We start from the raw sequence: 21,727 nt of genomic DNA, 5'->3' as shown, positions 1-21,727 counted from the left end.
CAGGCCGGGCGTCAGAGCAGCTCGACGATGGTGGCGTTGGCCATGCCGCCGCCCTCGCACATGGTCTGGAGGCCGTAGCGGATGTCGTTGTCCCGCATGTGGGCGAGCATGGTGGTCATGATCCGGGCGCCGGAGGCGCCGAGCGGGTGGCCGAGGGCGATCGCGCCGCCGCGCGGGTTGAGCCGCTCCGCGTCCGCCTCGGTCTCCGCCAGCCAGGCCAGCGGCACCGGGGCGAACGCCTCGTTCACCTCGTACACCCCGATCTCCTCGATGCCCAGCCCCGCGCGGCGCAGCGCCTTCGCGGTGGCCGGGATGGGCGCGGTGAGCATGGTGACCGGGTCGTCGGCGGCGACCACGGCGGTGTGGATCCGGGCCAGCGGGCGCAGGCCGTGCCGGCTGGCCCACTCGCTGGTGGTGACGGCGAGCGCCGCCGCGCCGTCGGAGATCTGCGACGCGGAGCCGGCGGTGACGACGCCGTCGGGGCGAAACGGGGTGGCCAGCTCACCGAGCTTCTCCAGCGAGGTGTCCCGCCGGATGCCCTCGTCGGCGGCGAACTTGCCGCCGTCGGCCAGGGCGACCGGGGTGATCTCGGCCTCGAAGGCGCCGGCGTCCTGCGCGACGGCCGCCTTCTCGTGGCTGGCGAGGGCGAACTCGTCGAGCTGGGCCCGGGAGAAGCGCCAGCGCGCGGCGATCAGCTCCGCCCCGACGCCCTGGTTGAACGGCAGCGGCGCATCCTCGGCGAAGCCCTCGACGCCCCGGTAGCGGTCGCGGAGCTGCTCGCTGAAGGGCATCCCGCCGGCCCCGCTGGAGCCCATGGCCACCCGGGTCATCGACTCGACGCCGCCGGCGACCACCAGATCGGCCTGGCCGGAGAGCACGGTGGCGGCGGCGAAGTGCAGGGCCTGCTGGCTGGAGCCGCACTGCCGGTCGAGCGTGGTGCCGGGCACCGACTCGGGCCAGCCCGCGGCCAGCACGCCGTTGCGGGCGATGTTCCACGACTGGTCGCCGACCTGGGAGACGCAGCCCCAGACCACGTCGTCGACCTGGGCCGGGTCGATCCCGGTGCGCTCGGCGAGGGCGCGCAGCACGTGCGCCGAGAGGTCGACCGGGTGCACGGCGGCCAGGCTGCCCTTGCGCCGCCCCACCGGGGTGCGTACCGCGCCGACGATGACTGCGTCACTCATGACTACTCCCCGGTAACTTCGGCTGCCACCGATACTACGTCCTGGGCGGGCCGCCGTCCTCCCCCGGGGTGCGCTGGCATCCTGGACGGATGCGCCCAGACCCGTCCCCGACCGTCCACCAGTGGCGGGTGCCGGCCACCCTGCCGGCACTCAAGCTGGCCGGCGCGGTCGCGCTGCTCGCGCTCGCACTGCTCCTCGACGAGGGCGACCCGGTCCAGTTGGGGCTGGCCGTGGTCGCGGCCGCCGCGCTGGCCGGCTGGGCGGCGCGCGACCTGGTGGCGCCGGTCCGGCTGGCGGTCGACCCGGAGGGGGTCACCGTCGTCCGGGGCTTCGCGGGTCGCCGCCGGCTGCCCTGGCCGGCCGTCGAGCGGGTCACCGTGGACCGCCGCGCCCGGCTGGGCCTGACCAGCGAGGTGCTGGAGATCGACGCCGGGGAGTCGCTGCACCTCTTCGGCCGCCTCGACCTCGGCGCCGACCCCGCCGACGTGGCCGAGGCCCTGCACGAGGCCCGCCCGCGCTGAGCGGCGGGTCAGCCGCCGGCCCGCCGCCGGTCGGTCCCGCGCGGCACGACCGAGCGGACGGTCAGCCGCCGAGGATGACGGCGGTGCGGATCAGCGCCAGGCCGAGCAGCGCCACCACGACCACCGCGCCGCCGGCGAACTGCACCAGCGTCCGCCGGGACCGTGGGGCGTACGCGAACACGAGCGCCACCAGCCCGCCGACCACCAGCCCGCCCAGGTGCCCGGGGATCGAGATGCCGGGCACGGTGAACGTGAAGACCAGGTTGATCACCAGGATGGGGAGCACCTGGGAGATGTCCCGCCCCATCTTGCGTTCGATGACCACCAGCGCGGCGAAGAGGCCGAAGATCGACGTGGACGCGCCGGCGGTGAGCTGGTTCTGCTCGCTGAACAGGTAGGCGGCGACGTTTCCGCCCAGCCCGGAGACCAGGTAGAGCACGCCGAACCGCAGCGGCCCGAGACTGGCCTCCAGCGACCGGCCCAGCACCCACAGCGCCCACATGTTCAGCAGCAGGTGGACCACGCCGTAGTGCAGGAACATCGCGGTGACCAGGCGGTACCACTCGCCCTCGGCGATGCCGCCGACCGTGCCGTCGGGGAAGATCGCGCCGCCGAGCACCGCGCCCCAGTCGGTCAGCGGGGTGCTGCCGCCCATCAGGCCGCCGAAGCCGGAGCCGCCGACCGCCGCGTCCCCGCCCCGGTCCGAGGCGATGGAGAGCAGCATCAGCAGCACGTTCAGCGCGATCAGCGCCTTGGTGACATAGCCGTGCCGGCCGGCGGCACCGCCACCGAAGACGGTGCGCGCCGGCCGCACGCCACGACGTCCCTCCGCCACGCACTCCGGGCACTGGAACCCGACCGACGCCTCCCGCATGCAGTCCGGGCAGATCGGCCGGTCGCAGCGGGTGCACCGGACGTACGTCTCCCGGCCGGGGTGCCGGTAGCAGACCGGGGTGACCGGCGGCGACTCGCTCACCGCGCCCGCCCGCCGACGCGGGCCGCGCGGCCCGCCAACCGGTCCCGACCTTCGGAGCGCTCAGTCATGTGGGCAAAGGTACCTCGCGGACGGCTCAGGCAGCGGAGCGCTCGATCTCGACCCGCTCGATGACGACGTCCTGCAGCGGCCGGTCGTTCGGGCCGGTCGGGGTGTTGGCGATCGAGTCGACGACCTTCGCGGACTGCTCGTCGGCCACCTGACCGAAGATGGTGTGCCGGTTGTTCAGGTGCGGCGTCGGCGAGACGGTGATGAAGAACTGCGAGCCGTTCGTGCCCGGCCCGGCGTTCGCCATGGCCAGCAGGTACGGCCGGTCGAAGCGCAGCTCCGGGTGGAACTCGTCGGCGAACTTGTACCCCGGGCCACCGCGGCCGGTGCCCGTCGGGTCGCCCATCTGGATCATGAAGCCGCTGATCACCCGGTGCGAGATGGTGCCGTCGTAGTACGGCCCACTGCCCGGCTGACCCGTGCGCGGGTCGGTGTATTCGCGGTTGCCCTCGGCCAGGTCGACGAAGTTCTTGACGGTCTTCGGCGCGTGGTTGGGGAAGAGCTCCAGCCGGATCGGGCCAGCGTTGGTGTGCAAGGTGGCGTAGACAGCCTCGGCCACGGGTACTCCTCACTCGTTGGTCAGTTCCATGCGGATCCTCCCATGTGCCCGATCTGGCAGTGCGGAGGCATCCGAAGGTGGAGGATGACGAAGGAACAACTCCCAGGAGGTGGGACCGTGTTTGGAATCGGGCGGCGTAAGACCCAGGGGCAGCTGGCCAAGGCGGAGCTGAACCAGGGCCTCGGTCACCTGAGGCAGGCCGCGACTTACGCCGCGAAGGGCGCCGGCGCCACCGTCGGCCCGCGGGTCCAGGCGGCCCGGGGCGCCGTCGCGCCGACCGCCGTCATCGTGCGCGACCGCGCCTCCAGCGGTCTCGCGTCCACGGTCGCCGCGCTCGCGCCGCTGGCCCTGGCCGTCCGCAAGGCCCAGGCCGAGGCGGCGGGCAAGGCGGTCACCGGCAGGAAGGCCGCCGCAGCCAAGCAGGCCGCGGTCACCAGGAAGGTCAAGGCGAAGAACATGAAGGCTTCCCGGAAGAAGAACGCACGGCGCGGCGGGTCCATGTTGACCGGTCTCCTGGCGGCCGGCGCGGTGGCCGGCGTCGCCGCGATGGCGATGCGTCGCCGTCGCGAGCAGCAGGAGTGGGCCGAGTACGACCCGACCCGCACGCTGGAACCGATGCGCGACGAGGTCGAGACCATGGAGATCCGGACCCCGGTCACCGAGGCCTCGACGCTGTCGAGCGGCTCGGGCATGGCCGGCGGGCCGACCGGCGCCGGCAGCTCGGCGGTGGCCGGCGGCGACAGCACCTCCACCACCGCCCCCGGCACGCAGCCGACGGTCCACGCGACGGACAAGGTCCCGTCGGTGGCCGAGGGCGCCAAGGACGTGTCGGGCCGCCCGGCGGACGACCTGACCGAGGCGCTGGGCAAGGGCGCCAAGACCAACGGGCGCCGCTGACGCCCCGAAGTCCCCGGAAAGCGCCGGCAGAGCGGGTCACCCCGCGCCGCCGGCGCTTCCGCGTCCCCGCCCCCGGTCAGAGCCAGCCGTTGCGGCGGAACCAGCGGTAGAGGGCCAGCGAGATCGCGAGCATGAGGGCCAGCACGACCGGATAGCCGTACGTCATCCGCAGCTCCGGCATGACGTCGAAGTTCATGCCGTAGATGCCGGCGATGGCGGTCCAGACGGCGGCGATGGCCGCCCACGCGGCGATCTTGCGCATGTCGTTGTTCTGGTCGACCGTGACCTGGGCCAGCCGGGCCTGGAGGATGGAGTTGAGCAGGTCGTCGTAGGAGTTGACCTGCTCGACGGTGCGGCTGAGGTGGTCCTGCACGTCGCGGAAGTAGCGGCGGATCTCGTCGGGCACGTCCCGGTTCAGCTGCGCGGTGAGCGTCATCAGCGGGCGTTGCAGCGGCGTCACCGCCCGCTTGAACTCCACCAGTTCCCGCTTCATCTGGTAGATCCGCTGGATCCGGCCGCTCGCCTGGCGGTCGAACACCTCGACCTCCAGCGTGTCGAGGTCGTCCTCCAGCCGGTCGGCGACCTCCAGGTAGATGTCCACCACCCGGTCGGTCACCGCGTACGCCACCGACCAGGGCCCGTGGAGCAGCAGGTCCTGCTTCGTCTCCAGGTCGGCCCGGACGGGGGCCAGCCGGCAGGCGTCCCCGTGCCGGACGCTGATCAGGAAGTTCGGCCCGATGAAGAGCATCACCTGGCCGGTCTCGACGACCTCGGAGTTCTCGGTCAGCTCGGCGTGCTCGCAGTAGCGCGCGGTCCGCAGCACCAGGAAGCTGACCTCGCCGAACTGCTCCAGCTTGGGGCGCTGCTGCGCCTTGACCGCGTCCTCGACGGCCAGCTCGTGCAGGCCGTAGGTGGCGGCGATGGCGGTCATCTCGGCCAGCTCTGGTTCGTGCAGGCCGAGCCAGACGAAGGCGTTCTCCTCGCGGCGGGCCGCGGCGAGCGCGTCGGCGTACCGCCAGTCGCCGGGCTGCCGGCGGCCGTCGACGTAGAGGGCGCAGTCGACCACCGCGCTGCGCTGCGGGCCGGCCGGCGTCGGGGGGCCCTGGAGGTTGTCGGGGTTGAGCCGGCGGGTCATCGCCCGCACGGGCGCCGCCCAGTCCCGGGGCCTGAGCACCCGCCCGCCGCTCGGCGAGGCCGTCCGCCCCCGCTGCCCCCGGTCCGTCATCACGCCCCCTCCCCACGCGCTGCCGCGGCTAGCAGGGTACGCCGCCGTCGACGGTCACGGGCGGTGACGATCGACCGTGGTGGCGCCGGGCGGGCCGGGCCGCATCAGGGGGGTGAGGGGACGACACGGCCCACCCGGCACCCTTGGGGGCGGGGGTTGTGCTGCTCGCGTCGCTCCGCGTGCCGCCCGGCGGGGGCCGGGTCAATCTCGTCGTCGGGCGCGGCGTGGGCCGGCGCCGAACGGTGAGTTGCGCTACGTGGTGAGTGACGCTCGCAGCATTGTGGGCCACCGGCCGCCCCGACGGGAGACCCGGGACGGCCGGTATCGCCGCACTGTCAGAAATCCGACAGAAATCAGCCCCGTACGGCCGCCATGGCCTCCGCCAGCCGCCGGACGCCCTCATCGATCCGGTCGGCGGTCACCGCCGAGTAGGCCAGCCGCAGGGCGTGCCGCCCGCCGTCGACCACGAAGTCGCTGCCCTTGACCACGGCGACCCCGCGCTCGGCGGCGGCCGGGGCGAGCCTGTCGACCTCGACGTCCTCGGGCAGCTCGACCCAGAGGAAGTAGCCGCCGTCCGGCTCCACGAACCGGGCCTCGGGGATGTGCCGGCGCAGCGACTCGGCCAGCACCCGGGCCCGCTCGCCGAGTGCGGCGCGCACCGTCTCGATCGAGCGCTCGATGTCACCGGAGACGCAGAACTGGTGCACGATCGCCTCGGAGACCATGCCGGGCGAGATGTAGAGGCTGGTCGCCTTCTTCGCGATGTCGCCGATCAGGTCCGCCGGGCCGACCAGGTAGCCGACCCGCACCCCCGGGCAGACCGTCTTGGTGAAGCTGGAGGCGTGCACCACGACGTTGCGGGTGTCGAGCGAGAGCATCGACGGCAGCGCCTCGCCCCGGAACCGGATGTCGGCGTACGGGTCGTCCTCGAAGATCGTGAACTCGTACTCGGCGGCGAGATCGAGCAACTCGCGGCGCTTCTCCAGGCTCAGCGTCACGCCGGCCGGGTTCTGGTAGTTCGGGATGACGTGCGCGAGCCGGGGGCGCACCCCGGACTCCAGCAGCTTGCGCAGCTCGGCGGTGTCGAGGCCGTCCGGCTGGATGGAGACGCCGTGCAGCTCGCCGCCCATCCGCTGGAGGTTGAGCAGGGTCCGGTCGTACGTCGGGCGCTCCACCACCACCGCGTCGCCGGGGCGGACCAGGTGGTCGAAGAGGAACGCGTCGGCCTGCAACGACCCGTTGGTGATGAGCACCTGGTCGGCCGACACCCCGTGCTTCTCGGCGATCCACTTCCGTAGCGGAAGGTAGCCGACGGAGGTGCCGTACGCCGTCACCCCGGCGGGGTCGGCGTCGAACGCGCGGACGGCGGCGGCCTTGAGCCCCTCGACATCGACGATGTCCAGCGAGGGAGCGCCACGGGCGAAGGAGATCAGCTGCTCGGCGGTCATGGCTGTTCAGCGTACGGAAGGCGGTGGGGTGCGCGCCGACGGCACGGCGATGTCCGCATCCTGAGCCACCGGGACGGGTGACCCGCGTCAACCGGTCGGCGGCAGATCAGACCGGAAGGCCGAGCGGGTCGTGCTGCGCCTCGCGGGAAAGCCCGTCCACGTGCAGCCCGAGCGCCGCGATGAGCTGGCCCCAGTCGAAGTAGGACCGCCAGGCCGAGACCTTCCCGTGCCGCACCCGGACGACGTCGACCACGTCCCAGCTCACCACCCGGCCCGTCGGCGCGACGGTGCCGAACGGGGTGTGCAGCACCCCGGTGTGGGTGCCCGTGAGCCGCTGCTCGACGGCCGCGCCCCCGGCGGTCTGCACCGACCCGAGCCGGTCGACGGACAGGTCCGGGAAGGCCCCGGTCCAGGTGCGCAGCAGTGCGGGCAGCTCGATCGGGCGCACCGTGACGCCCGGCATCGAGTAGAAGGCGTCCGTCGCGTAGAGGTCCGGCAGCCGGGCCACGTCCCGCCGCAGGAGCATCGCGTACTGCTGCTCGACCAGCCGATCCGCGCCGCGCATGAGGGCCTCCCCGCGGGGCACGGCCCGTCCGCGCCCGCAGGGAATCCTTACCCGTCGATCGGCCGGCCACACCCGCGCCGGACCGGCCGCTCAGCTCGCGTCGACCATCCGGCTGGCCGCCCAGACCCGCATGATGTCGCGTACGGAGATCACCCCGGCCACCTCGCGCCCGTCGAGCACCACCAGGTGCCGGAAGCCGCCCCGGGCCATCGCGGCGGCCGCCTCCTCCACCGTCCACTCCGACCCGGCGTAGACCACGTCCCAGGTGAGGTGGGCGCCCGTCCGCTCGACGTCGCAGTCCAGGCCGGCGCCGATGGCCTTGAGCACGTCGCGTTCGGTCATGATGCCGACCCCCTCGGAGTCGGGATCGATCACGACCGCCGACCCGACGCCGCGGGCCGACATCATCCGGGCCGCCTGACGGAGCGTGTGCTCCGGGCCGACCACGAGGACCTCGCTGGACATCGCTTCCCGTACCTGCATCACGCATCACCCCTGTGGGACGGTGGCATCCGGTAGGGGACATGGTCCGCTCCTGAGGTTTCCGGGACAAGACCGGGCATCGCCGCGACGCCCGACCGCTCGCTACTGTCGTGGCGTGTCCACCGAGCCTCTACGCTGCGCCGGCGCGCTGATCGTCGACGACGAGGGCCGCCTCTTCGTCCAGCGACGGTCTCCCGACCGGCGCATCTTTCCCAACTGCTGGGACATCGTCGGCGGCCACCTGGAACCGGGCGAGGACGTGGACGACGCGCTGCGCCGGGAGGTGACCGAGGAGACCGGCTGGACGGTGTCGCACGTGCTCGGCCACGTCGGGGAGTACCGCTACGTCGCCGACGACGGCCTGGAGCGGATCGAGAGCGACTGGCTGGTCCGGGTCGACGGCGACCTCGCCCGGCCGACGCTGGAGGCGGGCAAGCACACCGAGTTCCGGTGGCTCGCCGCCGACGAGGTCGACCTGCTCGACGAGCACCGCGACGTCAACGACGGCCTGATCCGGCGGATCGCGGAGGAAGCCTTCGCCGCCCTGCGTTCGATCGGTCTGTGAACGACACCGTCGAGCTGGCGCCGCACCGGTTCGCCGGCCTGGTCGCCCCGGCGGTCGACCGGGCCTTCGTCGCCGGCATGCTGGCCGGCCGCGACGGTGGCGGCGCGGAGCTGAGCCAGCAGTACGGCGGGCCGGCCGCCACCGGCTTCCTGCTGGAGTTCCGCACCCGCCTCGCGGCGCCCGGCGGGACGGTCGACGAGGCCGGGTTCGCGGCGGTCACCCGCTACCGGGACCCGGCCGACTGCCGGCGGGCCCTGGACAAGCAGGTGGCGTACGGGATGATCCACCGCAGCCCCGACGGCGGGCTCTCCGCCACCGAACGCGGGCTGGCCTTCCTCGCCGGGATCTGGCAGGTGCACGCCGAGGTGACCAGGGAACTCTGGGCCGGGCACGACGACCGCGTGCTCCGGCTGGTGGAGGCGCTCGGCCGGGTGCTCGCGTACGCGCTGGTGCTCGCCGAGGAGGAGGACGCCGACGACGGCGCCGCGTTCGCCGCGATGGCGCCGCCGCACGAGCCGGACGGCACCCCGCCCGGTGTGCTGCTGCTCAATCGGCTGGGCACGCTGCGTTACCACCGGGCCGACGCGCACGCCGCCGCCTGGACCGCCGCCGGGCACACCGCGGCGAGCGTCGCCGCCCTGCCGCCCGGGCCGGAGCAGCTCGCCATCGAGCTGGAGACCGACCGGCGGGCGGCCGGCCCGTACACCGTGCTGACCGCCGAGGAGCGGCTGGTGATGCTGGCGGACCTGGCGGCGCTGCCCGGCTGACCCGGTTGGTCACAGCGGCGCCGTCACGCGGCGCTATCCTCCAGCGGTGACCGGGAGTCGTACGAGGGAGGACGCCTCAATGATCGGGATGGTGCTCGCGGCCGGGGCGGGGCGCCGGCTGCGCCCGTACACCGACACCCTGCCGAAGGCGCTGGTGCCGGTGGACGGTGACACCACCATCCTGGACATCGCGCTGGGGAACCTGGCCGAGGTGGGGCTCACCGAGATCGTGATCGTGGTCGGCTACGCGGCCGACGCGGTACGCGAGCGGCAGGCCGACCTGGAGAAGCGGTACGGCGTCACGCTGACCCTGGTGCACAACGACAAGGCCGAGGAGTGGAACAACGCCTACTCGCTCTGGCTGGCCCGGGAGCACTTCGCCCGGGGCGTGCTGCTGGTCAACGGCGACACCGTGCACCCGGTGAGCGTGGAGAAGACCCTGCTGGCCGAGCGCGGCCCGGGCATCCTGCTCGCCGTCGACACGATCAAGGCGCTGGCCGAGGAGGAGATGAAGACCACCTTCGACGCGGCCGGCCAGCTCACCCGGATCACCAAGATCATGGACCCGGGCGAGGCGTACGGGGAGTACATCGGCGCGACGCTGATCGAGCCGCAGGTGGCCGACGCCCTCGCCGACGCGCTGGAGGCGACCTGGCGGCGCGACCCGAACCTCTACTACGAGGACGGCTACCAGGAGTTCGCCGACCGGGGCGGCGAGGTACGGGCGGCACCGATCGGGGACGTCTCCTGGGTCGAGGTCGACAACCACGCCGACCTGGCCCGCGCGCGGGAGATCGCGTGCCGCTACTAGCCCGTAGCGTCCTCACCCCGCTGCACATCGACGTGCGCCGGGGCGCGGTGGCCGACCTGGCGTCGATCCTGTCCGACGGCCGGATCTCCGCAGGTGGCGACGTCGCCGTGGTGGTCGGGCCGGGGCAGGGCGAGCGGATCGCCGAGCTGATCCGGCCGTCGCTGCGCTCTGCGGACGTGTTCACGGTCGCCGGAGGGACGCTGGACGCCGCCGACGACCTGGGGGCGAAGCTACGGCACCGGTCCTACGACGCGGTCGTCGGCATCGGCGGCGGCAAGACGATTGACGTAGCCAAGTACGCTGCCACCCGGCGCGGCTTGCCGATGGTCTCGGTGGCGACCAGTCTCGCCAACGACGGCATCGCCTCCCCGGTGGCCAGCCTGATCACCGAGGGCCTGAAGGGCTCCTACGGGGTGCACATCCCGATCGCGGTGATCGTCGACCTGGACTTCGTCGAGGCCGGGCCGGAGCGGCACAACCGCGCCGGCATCGGCGACGTGGTCAGCAACATCAGTGCCTTGGCCGACTGGGAGTTGGCCCGGCGAGTACGCGGCGAGCCGGTCGACGGGCTGGCCGCCTCGCTGTCGCGCGCCGGCGCGGAGGCCGTGCTCAACCACCCGGGCGACATGAGCGACGACGGGTTCGTCACGGTGCTGGCCGACGCGCTGATCTCCAGCGGCCTGGCGATGGCCATCGAGGGCACCAGCCGACCGTGCAGCGGCGGCTGCCACGAGATCATGCACGCGATCGACGCGCTGTTCCCCGGCACCGCGTCGCACGGCGAACTGGCCGGGATCGGCGCGCTGTTCTGCACGTTCCTGCGCGGCGACGAGCGCCGGTTCGTAGAGATGTCCGCCTGCCTGGCGCGGCACGGGCTGCCGCGCCTGCCGGCCGAGGTCGAGCTGACCGACGACCAGTTTGTCGAGGCGGTACAGTTCGCGCCGGCCACCCGGCCGGACCGCTACACCATCCTCGAACACCTGGCGATGTCGTCTACCGAGATCCGGGAGCGGCTGGCAGACTACGCCGGTGCAATCCGCGACCACCTTGGCTGAGCCCCGCCCCACCGTCGCCGACTTCCACCGGGTGAACCGGGGCGGCGGCCTGTTCAGCGAATCGGTCAGCCAGTGGCTGGGCGCGGTCTTCGCGCTCGTCGCCCAACGTCTCGGGCTGCGCCCGACCGCGCTGACCATCCTCAACCTGGTGCTCGGCCTGGCCACCTCGATCACCGTGGTCGCGCTCGCCGGTCGGGTCGCCGCCGGCGAGGTGCCGGCCTGGGCGGTCGGTCTGCTCGCCCTGGTGGGCTGGCAGGTCGCGTACTCCCTGGACTGCGCCGACGGTCAGCTCGCCCGGGTGACCGGGCAGGGCAGCGCGGCCGGCGCCCGGGTCGACGTGCTCTGCGACGTGGCCGCCCAGATCGCTCTGGTCGCCGCGCTGGCGGCGACGGCGGTGGCGCAGGAGCCGTCGACGCCGAGCTGGCTCGTCGCGATCTTCGCCGGCACCTGGATGGTCAACCTGGTCACCTCGGTGATGCAGGCCGGCCCGAACGCGGCCAGCATGGTCACCTCGACCTCGCTGCCCGTACGCCTGGTGAAGCTGGTCCGCGACTACGGCGCGGTGATCTTCGCCGCCGCCCTGGTGCTGATGTTCGCCCCCGCCCTCGCCCTCTGGGTGATGGTCGCCTTCACGATCGTCAACGGCGGCTTCCTGCTCGCCAGCATCGCCTTCTCCGCCCGCGCCTCGCTGCGCTGAGGGGAACATCCGACCACCTCCCGGTCCGCCCGGCTGCCACCAACACCCGGCCCGGTGCCCGGCACCGGGCACCGGGCACCGGGCAGTCACCCTCCGCGATCGTCATGCGCGTGTCGCGGCACCCACCGGTTTCCCGCCCCGCACGCTTTGCTCTGCACCCATCCACGCACCGGACACGTGCAGTAGCTGGTGCGCCGGTGGGTGCAGAGCAAAGCGTCGGCGAGTGGCCACCGGGGCGGAAACGCGGATCATGGCGAAGACGCTGCTCAACAGGCTTGTGTGACAACTAAGGTGACATATAGGACACCACACGAGAGCGAGTGCAGTCACGCTCAGTGACGCAAGCCGCTCCCTGACGGACAGTCACGTGGAGTGACGGCCGACCGGCTCACCGGCACGCTCCGCGTCCCACCGGAGCGACAGCGGCTCAGCGCCGACCGAGGGCCGGCACCCTCAGAAGCCGACCTAGCGCCGCCGGCTCAGCGGTCGACCGGAACGCCATCCGGCTCAGCGGTCGACCGGAACGCCGGCCGGCTCAGCGGCCGGCCGGCGTGCCGGTGCGCAGGACACCGGCGTAGATGTCGAGAAGTTGCTTGGTGACCACGTCGGGATGGAAGGTGCGCTCGTAGCGCAGCCGGGCGGCCGGCGCCAGCGCCGCGGCCCCGGCGGCGGCCACCGGCAGGGCGGCGGCCAACGCCGCCGGCTCGGGAGGTGCCACCCAGCCGGCCTCGCCCCGCCGCGCACCCACCGGCAGGGCCGCCGGCCCGTCCCCGGCGACGGCTGAGGCGACGGCGGCCGGCCCGGTGCCGGCGGGCTCGCGGGGGGCGTCCGCGCCGACCAGGTAGGGGATGCCGCCGAGCGCGGTGCCGAGCACCGGGCGGCCGGCGGCGAGCGCCTCGATGATCACGGTGGGCAGCACGTCGTGCCAGGTCGAGGTGGCCAGCACCACCGCGCTCGCCTCCAGTGCGGCGCGCACCCCCGCGCGGTCCAGCGGCCCGAGGAAGGTCACGTCCGCCCGGTCCGCGGCCGCTGCCTCCACCAGCGGGCGCAACTCGCCGTCGCCCGCGATGCGCAGCGGGCCGAGCGTCCCGTCCGGGTGTCGCCGCCAGGCGTCCAGGAGCAGGTCCAGCCCCTTCTCCGGGGAGAGCCGGCCGAGGAAGAGGAACCCCGCACCCAGCGGGGCGGGGCGGCCCGGGTCGGGGATCGCGTTCGGCTTGACCACGATCCGCCCGGCCGGGATGCCGTAGTCGCGCAGGTGGTCGGCGACCGCCGAGGTGAGCGCGATGAACCGGTCCACCGAGCGCCACGTGCCGCGGTGCACGGCCAGCGTCGTCGCCATCAGCGCGCTCTGCGCCCGCGAGCCCCGGTAGCAGCGGTGCACGATCGCCGGCACGCCCAGCGCCCGGCCCCGGCAGTCCTGGCAGATCATGCCGTCCCGGAAGTAGAGCCCGGACGAGCAGACCTGCCGGTAGTTGTGCACCGTCTGCACCACCGGCACGCCGTGCCGGTGCGCGGTCCGCACCACCCAGGGCGAGATCAGCGGGTACGGGTTGTGCAGGTGCAGCACGTCCGGCCGGTGCTCGGTGATCAGCCGGCTCAGGTCCTCCTGCGCGCGGGGCGCCCAGATGGGGGAGATCGGCAGCAGCGCCTTGGCCGTCTTCGGCATCGTCGGGATCTCGTCCGAGCTGCGGATGAACGGCAGCACCTCGACGCCGGCCGCCGTCAGTTGGGCGATCTCCGCGTCGACGATCGTGTTCTCACCGGACGGCTGGGCTTCCCGGTACCGGTTGTGCGCCACCACGATTCTCACGGAGCTTGCCTTTCGTTCGCGACTGCGGGACTCGCAAGCTCATTCCTCGCGCTCACGGGAAAGAAGGCTACCGTTGGCTGGTGCCCGAACTACCGGAGGTTGAGGCGCTCGCGGGTTACCTGCGCGAGCGCGCGGTGGGGCGGCGCGTCGACCGGGTCGAGGTCGCCGCGATCAGCGCCCTGAAGACGTACGACCCGGCACCGACCGCCGCCGCCGGGCGGGCCGTGGTGGACGCCCGCCGGCACGGCAAGTTCCTCGACGTGGTGCTCGACGGCGACCTGCACGTGGTGGTGCACCTGGCGCGGGCGGGCTGGCTGCACTACCGGGAGGCGTTCCCGTCCGCCGCCCCGCTGCGCCCCGGCAAGGGCCCGGTCGCCCTGCGGGTACGCCTCGACGACGGCTCCGGCTTCGACCTGACCGAGGCCGGCACCCAGAAGAGCCTCGCCGTCTACCTGGTGGCGGACCCGGCGGCGGTGCCCGGGGTGGCCCGGCTCGGCCCCGACGCCCTCGCCGCCGACCCGGCGACCTTCGCCGAGCGGATGCGCAGCCGCAAGGGCCAGGTCAAGGGGGTGCTCACCGACCAGACGGTGCTGGCCGGTGTCGGCAACGCGTACTCCGACGAGATCCTGCACGCGGCGAAGCTGTCGCCGTTCGCGCTGACCCACCGGCTGACCGACGACCAACTCGCGGCCCTGCACGCGGCCACCCGGGAGGTGCTCGGCGACGCGGTGCGCCGGTCGGTCGGGCAGAAGGCGGCCGAGCTGAAGGGCGAGAAGCGCTCGGGCCTGAAGGTGCACGCCCGGACCGGGCAGCCCTGTCCGGTCTGCGGCGACACCGTCCGCGAGGTCTCGTTCGCCGACTCCAGCCTCCAGTACTGCGCCACCTGTCAGACCGGCGGCAAGCCCCTCGCTGACCGTAGGTTGTCGCGGCTCGTACGGTGAGTAACGACACTGCCCCACTACGCAGAGGAATCGGCCATCCTGCGTCGAAGGTCGGAGTCGGAGCTCTACCGGGGCCGCAATCCATCGGTATAGTGGCTCGGTCCCCGGCTTCTGAAATGGCGCGAAGCCGGCCAGATGCCAGGCGGCACCACACCCGCGCAATGTCCCTCGGGTCGGCGTACGGGGTCGGCACCGCGTGGGAGACTGGGACGGTGGGCGACCCGGGCCCTCACGGCGAGTGAGCGGCACGTGTCATGCGGGAGGACATGGGTGAGGTGACGACAAGCCTCCAGCGCCCGGTAACCAACACAGGCCGGAGCAAACTCGTGCGGCACGTCGACAGCTTCGAGATCCAGCCGCCGGCGTCGCCGTCCCCCAACGGCGTGCCCCGGTCCGCGTGGGCCCGGGCCCGCCGCCGGGTGTCGCGCTGGCACCGCCCCTACATCACCCTCCTGCTGCTGCTCGACTTCGCGGCCGCCGCGGTCGCCAGCCTGATCGCCATCGAGACGTTCGACCAGTCCACGGCGGGCTTCTACAACGCCGAGCAGGACCCGACGTGGTTCCACACGGTGGCGTTCGTGCTGCTGCCGCTCGGCTGGGTGGTCAGCCTCTGGGCCAACCGGGCCTACGACCGGCGCTACCTGGGCCTCGGGCCGGACGAGTACAAGCGGGTCATCCGGGCCGGCGTGGCCGTCACCGCGACGGTGTCCTTCCTCGCCTTCGCCACCAAGACCGACCTGTCCCGTTACACGGTCGGCACCGCCCTGCTCGCCGCGCTGCTGCTGATCCTGCTGAACCGGATGCTCTGCCGCTTCGTGCTGCACGTGGTCCGGCGCAACATCGGCCAGGCCGGCCACCGGATGGTGCTGGTCGGCACCCTGCCGGAGTGCCTGGAGGTCTACACCGCGGTCACCCGCAACCCGGCCGCCGGGCTGGTGCCGGTCGCCATCCACGTCACCGACGGCTACGCGGCCGCCAAGGGCATCGAGACCCCGGTCCCGGTGTACGCGGGCCGGGACGTCCTCGCCCTCGTCCGCGAGGTGGGCGGCGACACGATCGCGGTCTGCGGCTCGGCCAGCGCCGAACCGGGCGAGCTGCGCCGGCTGGCCTGGCAGCTGGAGGGCTCCGGCGTCGACCTGGTCGTCGCCCCGCAGCTCACCGACATCGCCGGCCCCCGGGTGCACATCCGGCCGATCGAGGGCCTGCCGCTGCTGCACGTCGAGGAGCCGACCCTGTCCGGGCCGGCGCTGCTCGCCAAGAACCTGATGGACCGGGTGGCCGCCGGGCTGGGCCTGCTGCTGCTGGTCCCGGTCTTCCTGGCCATCGGGATCGCGATCCGCCTCTCCGACCCCGGCCCGGTGTTCTTCCGCCAGCCCCGGGTCGGCCACGAGGGCCGCACCTTCCGGGTCTGGAAGTTCCGCACCATGTACGTGGACGCGGAGGACCGGCTGGCCAGCCTGGTCGACCAGAACGAGACCGACGGCATGCTGTTCAAGATGAAGCAGGATCCGCGGGTCTTCCCGGTGGGCCGCTTCCTGCGGGCCTCGTCGCTGGACGAGCTGCCCCAGCTGATCAACGTGCTCAAGGGCGAGATGTCGCTGGTCGGGCCGCGCCCGCTGCCCGCCGACGACGGCGACTTCCTCGGCGACGTGCGCCGGCGCCTGCTGGTCCGGCCGGGCATGACCGGGCTGTGGCAGGTCTCCGGCCGCTCCGACCTGTCCTGGGACGAGGCGGTCCGGCTCGACCTCTACTACGTCGACAACTGGTCGCTGGCGTACGACCTGAGCATCCTGTGGCGCACGGTCGGGGTGGTGCTCGCCCGCAAGGGCGCGTACTGACCCCTTGGCGAACAGGCCGGCAGGGGCCAGGATCGCTGCGTGGGTGGCAACCTCTCGGCCGTCTTCGGCGTCGTCTCGCTGGTCACCGCGCTGGCCGCGGCGCTGTTCGCCGTGCTCCGGCTGCGCGGGCGGCGGGGCATCGCCACGGCCACCCAGCGGGCCACCTACGAGGTGCTGCACACCGCCGGGTTGGCCGCCGAGCCGCTGCGCGCCGGGCTGGGCGCGGCCAACGCGGCGAAGGCCGTACGCCACCTGCGGGCCCTGGTGGGGGCGGCCGGGCTGGCGCTGACGGACCGGGACACGCTGCTCGCCCTGGACGGGCGGGGCGGGCACCACGACGACCAACTGGTCGCGGCGGCCCGGCGGGCCGTGGCGACGGGCCGCTCGACCGTGCTCGGCGACTCGGAGCTGCACTGCGACCGGGTGGACTGCCCGGTGCGCGGCGCGGTGGTCGCCCCGCTGACCGGTGCCGACGGGCGCACGGTCGGCGCGCTGGTCGCGGTCGCCGACGGTCAGCCGGAGCCCGGCCTGGTGCAGGCCACCCTGGAGACGGCACACTGGGCCGGCAACCAGCTCGCCCTGGCCGAGCTGGACTCCTCCCGGGAGCGGCTGGCCCGCGCCGAGGTGCGCGCCCTGCGCGCCCAGATCAGCCCGCACTTCATCTACAACGCGCTGACCGCGATCGGTTCCTTCGTGCGCACCGATCCGGACCGGGCCCGGGAGCTGATCCTGGAGTTCGCCGAGTTCACCCGGTACTCGTTCCGGGCGCACGGCGAGTTCACCACGCTGGCGGAGGAGCTGCGCTCGATCGACCGCTACCTGACCATCGAGCGGGCCCGGTTCGGCGACCGGCTCCAGGTGCGCCTCCAGATCGCCCCCGAGGTGCTGCCCGTGACCCTGCCGTTCCTGTGCCTGCAACCGCTGGTCGAGAACGCCGTCCGGCACGGGTTGTCCCGCAAGCCGGGCACGGGCATGGTGTGCATCGAGGCCCGGGACGCGGGCACGGAATGCCACATAACGGTGGAGGACGACGGAGTGGGGATGGATCCGACCGCGCTGACCGCCGGCATCGCCGAGCTGGCCGGCGCCACCGTGGACCCGGGCGACGACCCGGGCCAGCACGTCGGCCTCTCCAACGTCGACGAGCGGCTCCGCTCGGTCTTCGGGGACGGCTTCGGCCTCGTCGTCGAGACGGGTCTCGGTTCCGGTACGAAGGTGAGCATGCGGGTGCCGAAGTTCCACCCCGGCGTACGGGCGGGCTCGTGACCGACCGGACCGGCGGGGTGAACGCGTCCGGTTTCCTCCGGGTGTTGGCGGTCGACGACGAGCCGCCGGCGCTGGACGAGCTGGCGTACCACCTGCGGGCCGACCCCCGGGTGGCCCGGCTGCACACGGCGGGGGACGCCACCGAGGCGCTGCGGGTGCTCCGCGACGGCGACGTGGACGTGGTCTTCCTCGACATCCGGATGCCCGGCCTGGACGGCATGGAGCTGGCCCGGGTGCTGCGCCGGTTCGCCCGCCCACCGGCGATCGTGTTCGTCACGGCGTACGACGACGGGGCGGTGGACGCGTTCGACCTGGGCGCCACCGACTACGTCCGCAAGCCGGTACGCGCCGAGCGCCTCGCCGAGTCGCTGCGCCGGGTGATCGGCGCGCGGGTGGTGCCGTCCCACCCGGCGGCCCTCGCGCGGGCGGAGGAGGACCCGACCATCCCGATCGAGCTGGCCGGCACCACCCGGATGCTGCCCCGCTCGGCGGTGCGCTGGGTGGAAGCACAGGGCGACTACGCGCGGCTGCACACCGCCGACGGCTCGCACCTGGTCCGGGTGTCGCTGGCGACCCTGGCCGAGCGCTGGGCGGATGCCGGGTTCGTCCGGATCCACCGGTCGTACCTGGTGCAGCTCAAGCTGATCGCCGAGCTGCGGCTGGCCAACTCCGGCTATGTCGTGGTGGTGGACTCGGCCGAGCTGCCGGTCAGCCGCCGGCACACCCGCGAGCTGAAGGACAAGCTGGTGCGCGCGGCGAAGCAGGACTGGAACCGCTGAGGCGGGAATAAGCTCGCATTGTCGTACGCTGTACGGTACTCCGTACGAAAATGGAGGCCGCCTTGTTCGATGCCGCGACCGAATTCGACCGTCAGCTCGACCGCATGGTGGAGCTGGGCTACCCGGCCCTGGCCGACCTGACCGAGGACGCCTTCCGTGCCCTGGTCGCCCCGCTGCGGGCGGCGGCCGTCACCGGTGCGGCGGGCCTGCCGGCGCCGACCGAGGGCCGGGTGCCGTTCCTCCTGGTGATCACCCGCGAGCTGGTGCCGGTGGAGGCGCGGGTCGCACTCACCACGCTGGCCGGCAAGCGGAAGCCGGGCGTCGTCGACCGGCACTACGCCGAGGGTGACCTGCCGAAGTTCGACCCGATCAAGGAGCTGGAGGTGCCGGCGGGGCCGGCGTACCTGCTCTTCGACGTCGACCGGGGCGAGGAGACGCTGAACCTGGCCCCCGCCGCCGCGATGGAGGTGATCACCGGCCAGGGCCGGCTGCCGCTCTCCATCGACGAGGGGCTCGCCTTCGTCACGCTGCACCCGGAGGCACTGGCGAAGAACAAGTGCTTCTCGCTGGTCGGCTCCCGCTGCGGCGACAGGCGGGTGCCGGCGATCTGGATCAGCCAGGGCGCGCCGAAGCTCGGCTGGTGCTGGTACGGCAACCCGCACACCTGGCTCGGCTCCGCCACCGCCCGCCCCGAGCGCATCGGGCTGGGCTGACGGTCGCGGGGACGGCCGGGTGGGTATCCCGGCCGTCCCGCCTCCACTCACCGGGGCAACGTCAGCCGGCTCCAGTTCTCACCATCAGCACTGATGTGGACGACGACCGAGTTGGCGTCGGTGGGGTCCTCCCGATCGGCCAGCCAGACCAGCCCCCGAGACGTGCCGAACGACGTGCCCTCGTTGCCGGTCCGCGTGCTCCGGCTGAAGTGCCGCCCGCCGTCCCGGCTGATCCACACGAACGACGTGACGCCGTCCTGCGTCACGTCGCAGACGAGCAGGGCCCCGTTCGCGCCCCGGGTGATTCCCCGCACCAGGTCCGTCGAGGGGAGGTCGGTGCCGACATCCGCCCAGGACCGGCCGCCGTCCGTGGTGTGCAGCAGCCGGGCCGGACCGGCGGGTCGCTCCCCGTGCGGGTCGGCGGACATGGTCCCGCCCAGCACGTACGCCTCCTGCGCGCTCACGGCAACCAACGAGCTCGCCCACACACCCTCGGGCACCGTCGACGTGCGCCAGGTCGCTCCCCGGTCGACGCTGAGGGCGACCGAGGCGGGCGCACCGTGGTCGGGCGCGGGCGACATGAGCCAGAGGGCGCCGTCATCGGCCTGGTCCACCGCCTGCGGCACGACCTCCCCGGGCGCGTCCGTGAGCCGGTACACCCGCCAGGTGCCCGAATCGACCGCCAGCGGGCGCGGCATCGCCCCGCAGGATTCCGCGCAGCGAGCCGGACGGGCTTTCTCGGGGAAGGCGCGAACCTCGGTCGCCACCGACGCGAGACTCCGCCAGGTGAGGCCGGCGTCCAGCGAGACGACCTGGCTGCCGTCGATGCTGACCAGGTACCGCTGCTCGTCGAGCACGGTGAACCGGACGTCCGAGGTGCGGCGTCCCTCCGCGTCCGACCTGCACGGGCCGTCGAGGTAGTTGGTGCGCCAGCCCGACCAGGTACGCCCGGCGTCGGTGGTGGCCGTGAAGCTCAGCCGACAACCGTTGTCGGCCTCCTCCACCGCCACCGCCGACCGCTCCGAGAGCACGACCAGATGGCTCACGCGAGGGTCGGCCGGCGGGTCGGTGGGGTCCGGACCGGCCCAGTCCACCCCGCTCCCGTGCCCGGCGAACGGGGCGACCGCCGTGCCGCCGAGCGCCAGTGCGACCGCCGACCCGACGCCGGCCGCCCGGCGGCGCCGCCGGAGCCGGGCCGCGCGCCGGAGGTCGCCGAGCGGCGGCTGACGGACGGCGACTGCGACGGTCTCGGCGTCGAACCCGGTGAACTCACGATCGGACATCGGCCCTCCCGGTCTGCGTGGTCTCGGCGGTGTCGGCGGGCTCCTGGTCGCGGTCGCGCCTAACCTCGTGGTCGCGGTCTTCGGTGAGCAGCGCCGCCAGCGCCTGCCGGCCGCGGGACAGGCGGGACTTGACCGTGCCGGCGGAGACGCCGAGCGTCGCCGCCACCTCGTCGACCGGCAGGTCGACCAGGTAGTGCAGGGCGAGTGCGTGCCGCTGCCCGTCGGGCAGCCCGCGCAGCGCGGCCAGCAACGCGAGGTGCTCCGGCGCACGGTCGGCGACGGCGGGCGGCGGGCCGATCCGGCGCAGCAGCCCGTCGAGCACTCGCCGTCGCCGGTACCGGCTGCGGGCCACGTTCACCGCGACCCGCCGCAGCCACGACTCCGGGTTCTCCAGCCGGGCGAAGCGCCGGGGCGCGGCCAGCGCCCTGGTGAACGCCTCCTGGACCGCCTCCTGCGCCTCGTTCAGGTCACCGGTCACCGCGTAGAGCTGCACCACGAGCCGGCGGAAACACCCGGCGTAGAGCTCCGAGATCAGATCGCCGTCGGACACCGTCACCTCCCTCCTCCACCTATCCCACCCACGAGCACGGCGGCAGGTTCCCCGGCCGATCGAAAGGGTGCCCACGGGAGTTATCCACAGGGGTGACGCGTTCTCCACAGGTTGTGCACAGCCCGGTGTGGACCATCCCCGCGACGGCTGCGGCGGGCGCGACGGCCGCGACCGCGTCACGGCTTGGGACGTTCGCGGCAGGTGTGGCCGGTGCGACGACTGCCCTTGACAATCGCGGTGAGCGGGCCAGACTGCCGGGGTGGCCGCTGCCGACGATCCCGTCCCGGCGCCCCGGTCGGGCCGGCCCGAAACGCCGGGGCGGACGGGCCGGCCCGTGGTGCCGCGGCAGACTCCCGCCGCCCAGCCCCGGGCCCGGATCGTGCTGGCCGAGGTGTCCCGCCGCGAGGACCGGGCGCAGCGCACCCGCGCCGAGCTGGCCCAGCAGACCCGGGTCGGCGAGGCGCTCGTCCGGGGGCTGGTCCGGGCCCAGCTCGCGCTGGCCCTGCGGCTCTCCCTGGTGGTGGCGATCGGGCTCGGCGGGTTGCCGTGGCTGTTCGCCATCGCGCCCGACGTCGGCCGGATCACCGTGCTCGGCGTCAACCTGCCCTGGCTGTTGCTCGGCGTGGTCTCGTTCCCGTTCCTGATCGCGGTCGGCTGGGCGTACGTGCGGCTCGCCGAACGGAACGAGCAGGACTTCACCGACCTGGTCCAGCGGCCGGAGCGCTGAC

Annotated in this window: 23 protein-coding genes; 13 read left to right on the top strand and 10 right to left on the bottom strand. The window is 73.4% G+C overall.

What is annotated here, in order from left to right:
* Nucleotides 1-11: 11 nt before the first annotated feature.
* Complete coding sequence (locus ACZ6Q9_RS16095) at nucleotides 12-1,184, bottom strand: thiolase family protein (protein ID WP_396829249.1); 1,173 nt, start codon at nucleotides 1,182-1,184, stop codon at nucleotides 12-14.
* Nucleotides 1,185-1,273: 89 nt separating this feature from the next.
* On the opposite strand from ACZ6Q9_RS16095, the gene ACZ6Q9_RS16090 reads away from it, so the two are divergent.
* Nucleotides 1,274-1,705 (top strand): PH domain-containing protein, encoded by a 432-nt coding sequence (locus tag ACZ6Q9_RS16090; RefSeq protein ID WP_393259381.1) that lies wholly within the window; start codon nucleotides 1,274-1,276, stop codon nucleotides 1,703-1,705.
* A gap of 61 nt (nucleotides 1,706-1,766) precedes the next feature.
* On the opposite strand, the gene ACZ6Q9_RS16085 is transcribed toward ACZ6Q9_RS16090, so the two are convergent.
* Together ACZ6Q9_RS16085 and ACZ6Q9_RS16080 are read right to left on the bottom strand one after the other, a co-directional pair.
* Nucleotides 1,767-2,681, bottom strand: coding sequence for a rhomboid family intramembrane serine protease (locus ACZ6Q9_RS16085; RefSeq protein WP_393459402.1), 915 nt, complete (start codon nucleotides 2,679-2,681; stop codon nucleotides 1,767-1,769).
* Nucleotides 2,682-2,775: 94 nt separating this feature from the next.
* Complete coding sequence (locus ACZ6Q9_RS16080; RefSeq protein WP_350682508.1) at nucleotides 2,776-3,306, bottom strand: peptidylprolyl isomerase; 531 nt, start codon at nucleotides 3,304-3,306, stop codon at nucleotides 2,776-2,778.
* Nucleotides 3,307-3,390: 84 nt separating this feature from the next.
* On the opposite strand from ACZ6Q9_RS16080, the gene ACZ6Q9_RS16075 reads away from it, so the two are divergent.
* Nucleotides 3,391-4,203: a hypothetical protein gene (locus ACZ6Q9_RS16075; protein ID WP_396829248.1), complete on the top strand. Its 813-nt coding sequence runs from the start codon at nucleotides 3,391-3,393 to the stop codon at nucleotides 4,201-4,203.
* Nucleotides 4,204-4,279: 76 nt separating this feature from the next.
* Here the strand turns inward: ACZ6Q9_RS16075 and corA are convergent, their stop codons facing one another.
* The 4 genes from corA to ACZ6Q9_RS16055 all read right to left on the bottom strand — a co-directional run bounded on the left by corA (nucleotide 4,280) and on the right by ACZ6Q9_RS16055 (nucleotide 7,924).
* Nucleotides 4,280-5,428, bottom strand: coding sequence for a magnesium/cobalt transporter CorA (corA, locus tag ACZ6Q9_RS16070; protein ID WP_393260610.1), 1,149 nt, complete (start codon nucleotides 5,426-5,428; stop codon nucleotides 4,280-4,282).
* A gap of 353 nt (nucleotides 5,429-5,781) precedes the next feature.
* On the bottom strand, nucleotides 5,782-6,876 hold the full coding sequence (locus ACZ6Q9_RS16065; RefSeq protein WP_393259387.1) for an aminotransferase-like domain-containing protein: 1,095 nt from the start codon (nucleotides 6,874-6,876) through the stop codon (nucleotides 5,782-5,784).
* Between the two features lie 106 nt (nucleotides 6,877-6,982).
* Nucleotides 6,983-7,441, bottom strand: coding sequence for an ester cyclase (locus ACZ6Q9_RS16060; RefSeq protein ID WP_393259389.1), 459 nt, complete (start codon nucleotides 7,439-7,441; stop codon nucleotides 6,983-6,985).
* A 90-nt stretch (nucleotides 7,442-7,531) separates the two neighbouring features.
* The gene (locus tag ACZ6Q9_RS16055; protein WP_393259390.1) at nucleotides 7,532-7,924 is read right to left on the bottom strand and encodes a CBS domain-containing protein; all 393 of its coding nucleotides are present in this window, start codon (nucleotides 7,922-7,924) and stop codon (nucleotides 7,532-7,534) included.
* 115 nt (nucleotides 7,925-8,039) lie between these two features.
* Here ACZ6Q9_RS16055 and ACZ6Q9_RS16050 point away from each other — a divergent pair, with 115 nt between their 5' ends.
* The 5 genes from ACZ6Q9_RS16050 (at nucleotide 8,040) to ACZ6Q9_RS16030 (ending at nucleotide 11,819) form a co-directional block, all read left to right on the top strand.
* Nucleotides 8,040-8,489 carry an NUDIX domain-containing protein gene (locus ACZ6Q9_RS16050; protein ID WP_350682518.1) on the top strand — a complete coding sequence of 150 codons (450 nt, stop codon included), beginning with the start codon at nucleotides 8,040-8,042 and terminating at the stop codon, nucleotides 8,487-8,489.
* Nucleotides 8,486-9,256, top strand: coding sequence for a hypothetical protein (locus ACZ6Q9_RS16045; RefSeq protein WP_393459411.1), 771 nt, complete (start codon nucleotides 8,486-8,488; stop codon nucleotides 9,254-9,256). Before ACZ6Q9_RS16050 ends, ACZ6Q9_RS16045 begins: the two co-directional genes overlap by 4 nt.
* 79 nt (nucleotides 9,257-9,335) lie before the next feature.
* Nucleotides 9,336-10,067, top strand: a complete 732-nt coding sequence (locus tag ACZ6Q9_RS16040; protein WP_393260612.1) for a phosphocholine cytidylyltransferase family protein — start codon at nucleotides 9,336-9,338, stop codon at nucleotides 10,065-10,067.
* Nucleotides 10,055-11,122, top strand: a complete 1,068-nt coding sequence (locus tag ACZ6Q9_RS16035) for an iron-containing alcohol dehydrogenase family protein (RefSeq protein ID WP_393459414.1) — start codon at nucleotides 10,055-10,057, stop codon at nucleotides 11,120-11,122. Before ACZ6Q9_RS16040 ends, ACZ6Q9_RS16035 begins: the two co-directional genes overlap by 13 nt.
* Complete coding sequence (locus ACZ6Q9_RS16030) at nucleotides 11,097-11,819, top strand: CDP-alcohol phosphatidyltransferase family protein (protein WP_396829247.1); 723 nt, start codon at nucleotides 11,097-11,099, stop codon at nucleotides 11,817-11,819. Before ACZ6Q9_RS16035 ends, ACZ6Q9_RS16030 begins: the two co-directional genes overlap by 26 nt.
* Before the next feature lie 535 nt (nucleotides 11,820-12,354).
* On the opposite strand, the gene ACZ6Q9_RS16025 is transcribed toward ACZ6Q9_RS16030, so the two are convergent.
* The gene (locus ACZ6Q9_RS16025) at nucleotides 12,355-13,629 is read right to left on the bottom strand and encodes a glycosyltransferase (protein WP_393259398.1); all 1,275 of its coding nucleotides are present in this window, start codon (nucleotides 13,627-13,629) and stop codon (nucleotides 12,355-12,357) included.
* Between the two features lie 80 nt (nucleotides 13,630-13,709).
* Here ACZ6Q9_RS16025 and ACZ6Q9_RS16020 point away from each other — a divergent pair, with 80 nt between their 5' ends.
* The 5 genes from ACZ6Q9_RS16020 (at nucleotide 13,710) to ACZ6Q9_RS16000 (ending at nucleotide 19,166) form a co-directional block, all read left to right on the top strand.
* A complete protein-coding gene (locus ACZ6Q9_RS16020; protein WP_393259400.1) occupies nucleotides 13,710-14,570 on the top strand; it encodes an Fpg/Nei family DNA glycosylase in 861 nt (286 codons plus the stop codon).
* A 266-nt stretch (nucleotides 14,571-14,836) separates the two neighbouring features.
* Nucleotides 14,837-16,408 (top strand): sugar transferase, encoded by a 1,572-nt coding sequence (locus tag ACZ6Q9_RS16015; protein ID WP_393260615.1) that lies wholly within the window; start codon nucleotides 14,837-14,839, stop codon nucleotides 16,406-16,408.
* A gap of 39 nt (nucleotides 16,409-16,447) precedes the next feature.
* Nucleotides 16,448-17,674: a sensor histidine kinase gene (locus ACZ6Q9_RS16010; protein ID WP_393259401.1), complete on the top strand. Its 1,227-nt coding sequence runs from the start codon at nucleotides 16,448-16,450 to the stop codon at nucleotides 17,672-17,674.
* Between the two features lie 17 nt (nucleotides 17,675-17,691).
* Entirely contained in the window at nucleotides 17,692-18,453 is a 762-nt protein-coding gene (locus tag ACZ6Q9_RS16005; RefSeq protein WP_393260617.1) for a LytR/AlgR family response regulator transcription factor, read from the top strand.
* A gap of 62 nt (nucleotides 18,454-18,515) precedes the next feature.
* Entirely contained in the window at nucleotides 18,516-19,166 is a 651-nt protein-coding gene (locus ACZ6Q9_RS16000) for a DUF5701 family protein (RefSeq protein WP_396829246.1), read from the top strand.
* Between the two features lie 47 nt (nucleotides 19,167-19,213).
* On the opposite strand, the gene ACZ6Q9_RS15995 is transcribed toward ACZ6Q9_RS16000, so the two are convergent.
* Nucleotides 19,214-20,449 (bottom strand): WD40/YVTN/BNR-like repeat-containing protein, encoded by a 1,236-nt coding sequence (locus ACZ6Q9_RS15995; RefSeq protein WP_393259405.1) that lies wholly within the window; start codon nucleotides 20,447-20,449, stop codon nucleotides 19,214-19,216.
* The gene (locus tag ACZ6Q9_RS15990; protein WP_393259407.1) at nucleotides 20,436-20,999 is read right to left on the bottom strand and encodes an RNA polymerase sigma factor; all 564 of its coding nucleotides are present in this window, start codon (nucleotides 20,997-20,999) and stop codon (nucleotides 20,436-20,438) included. The genes ACZ6Q9_RS15995 and ACZ6Q9_RS15990 overlap by 14 nt, the downstream gene beginning before the upstream one ends.
* A gap of 337 nt (nucleotides 21,000-21,336) precedes the next feature.
* Here ACZ6Q9_RS15990 and ACZ6Q9_RS15985 point away from each other — a divergent pair, with 337 nt between their 5' ends.
* Entirely contained in the window at nucleotides 21,337-21,726 is a 390-nt protein-coding gene (locus tag ACZ6Q9_RS15985) for a DUF485 domain-containing protein (RefSeq protein WP_393260619.1), read from the top strand.
* The last annotated feature ends 1 nt before the right edge of the window (nucleotide 21,727 follow it).

Source organism: Micromonospora sp. NPDC049139, from assembly GCF_055586845.1.
This window is presented reverse-complemented; position numbering and strand designations above follow the sequence as displayed.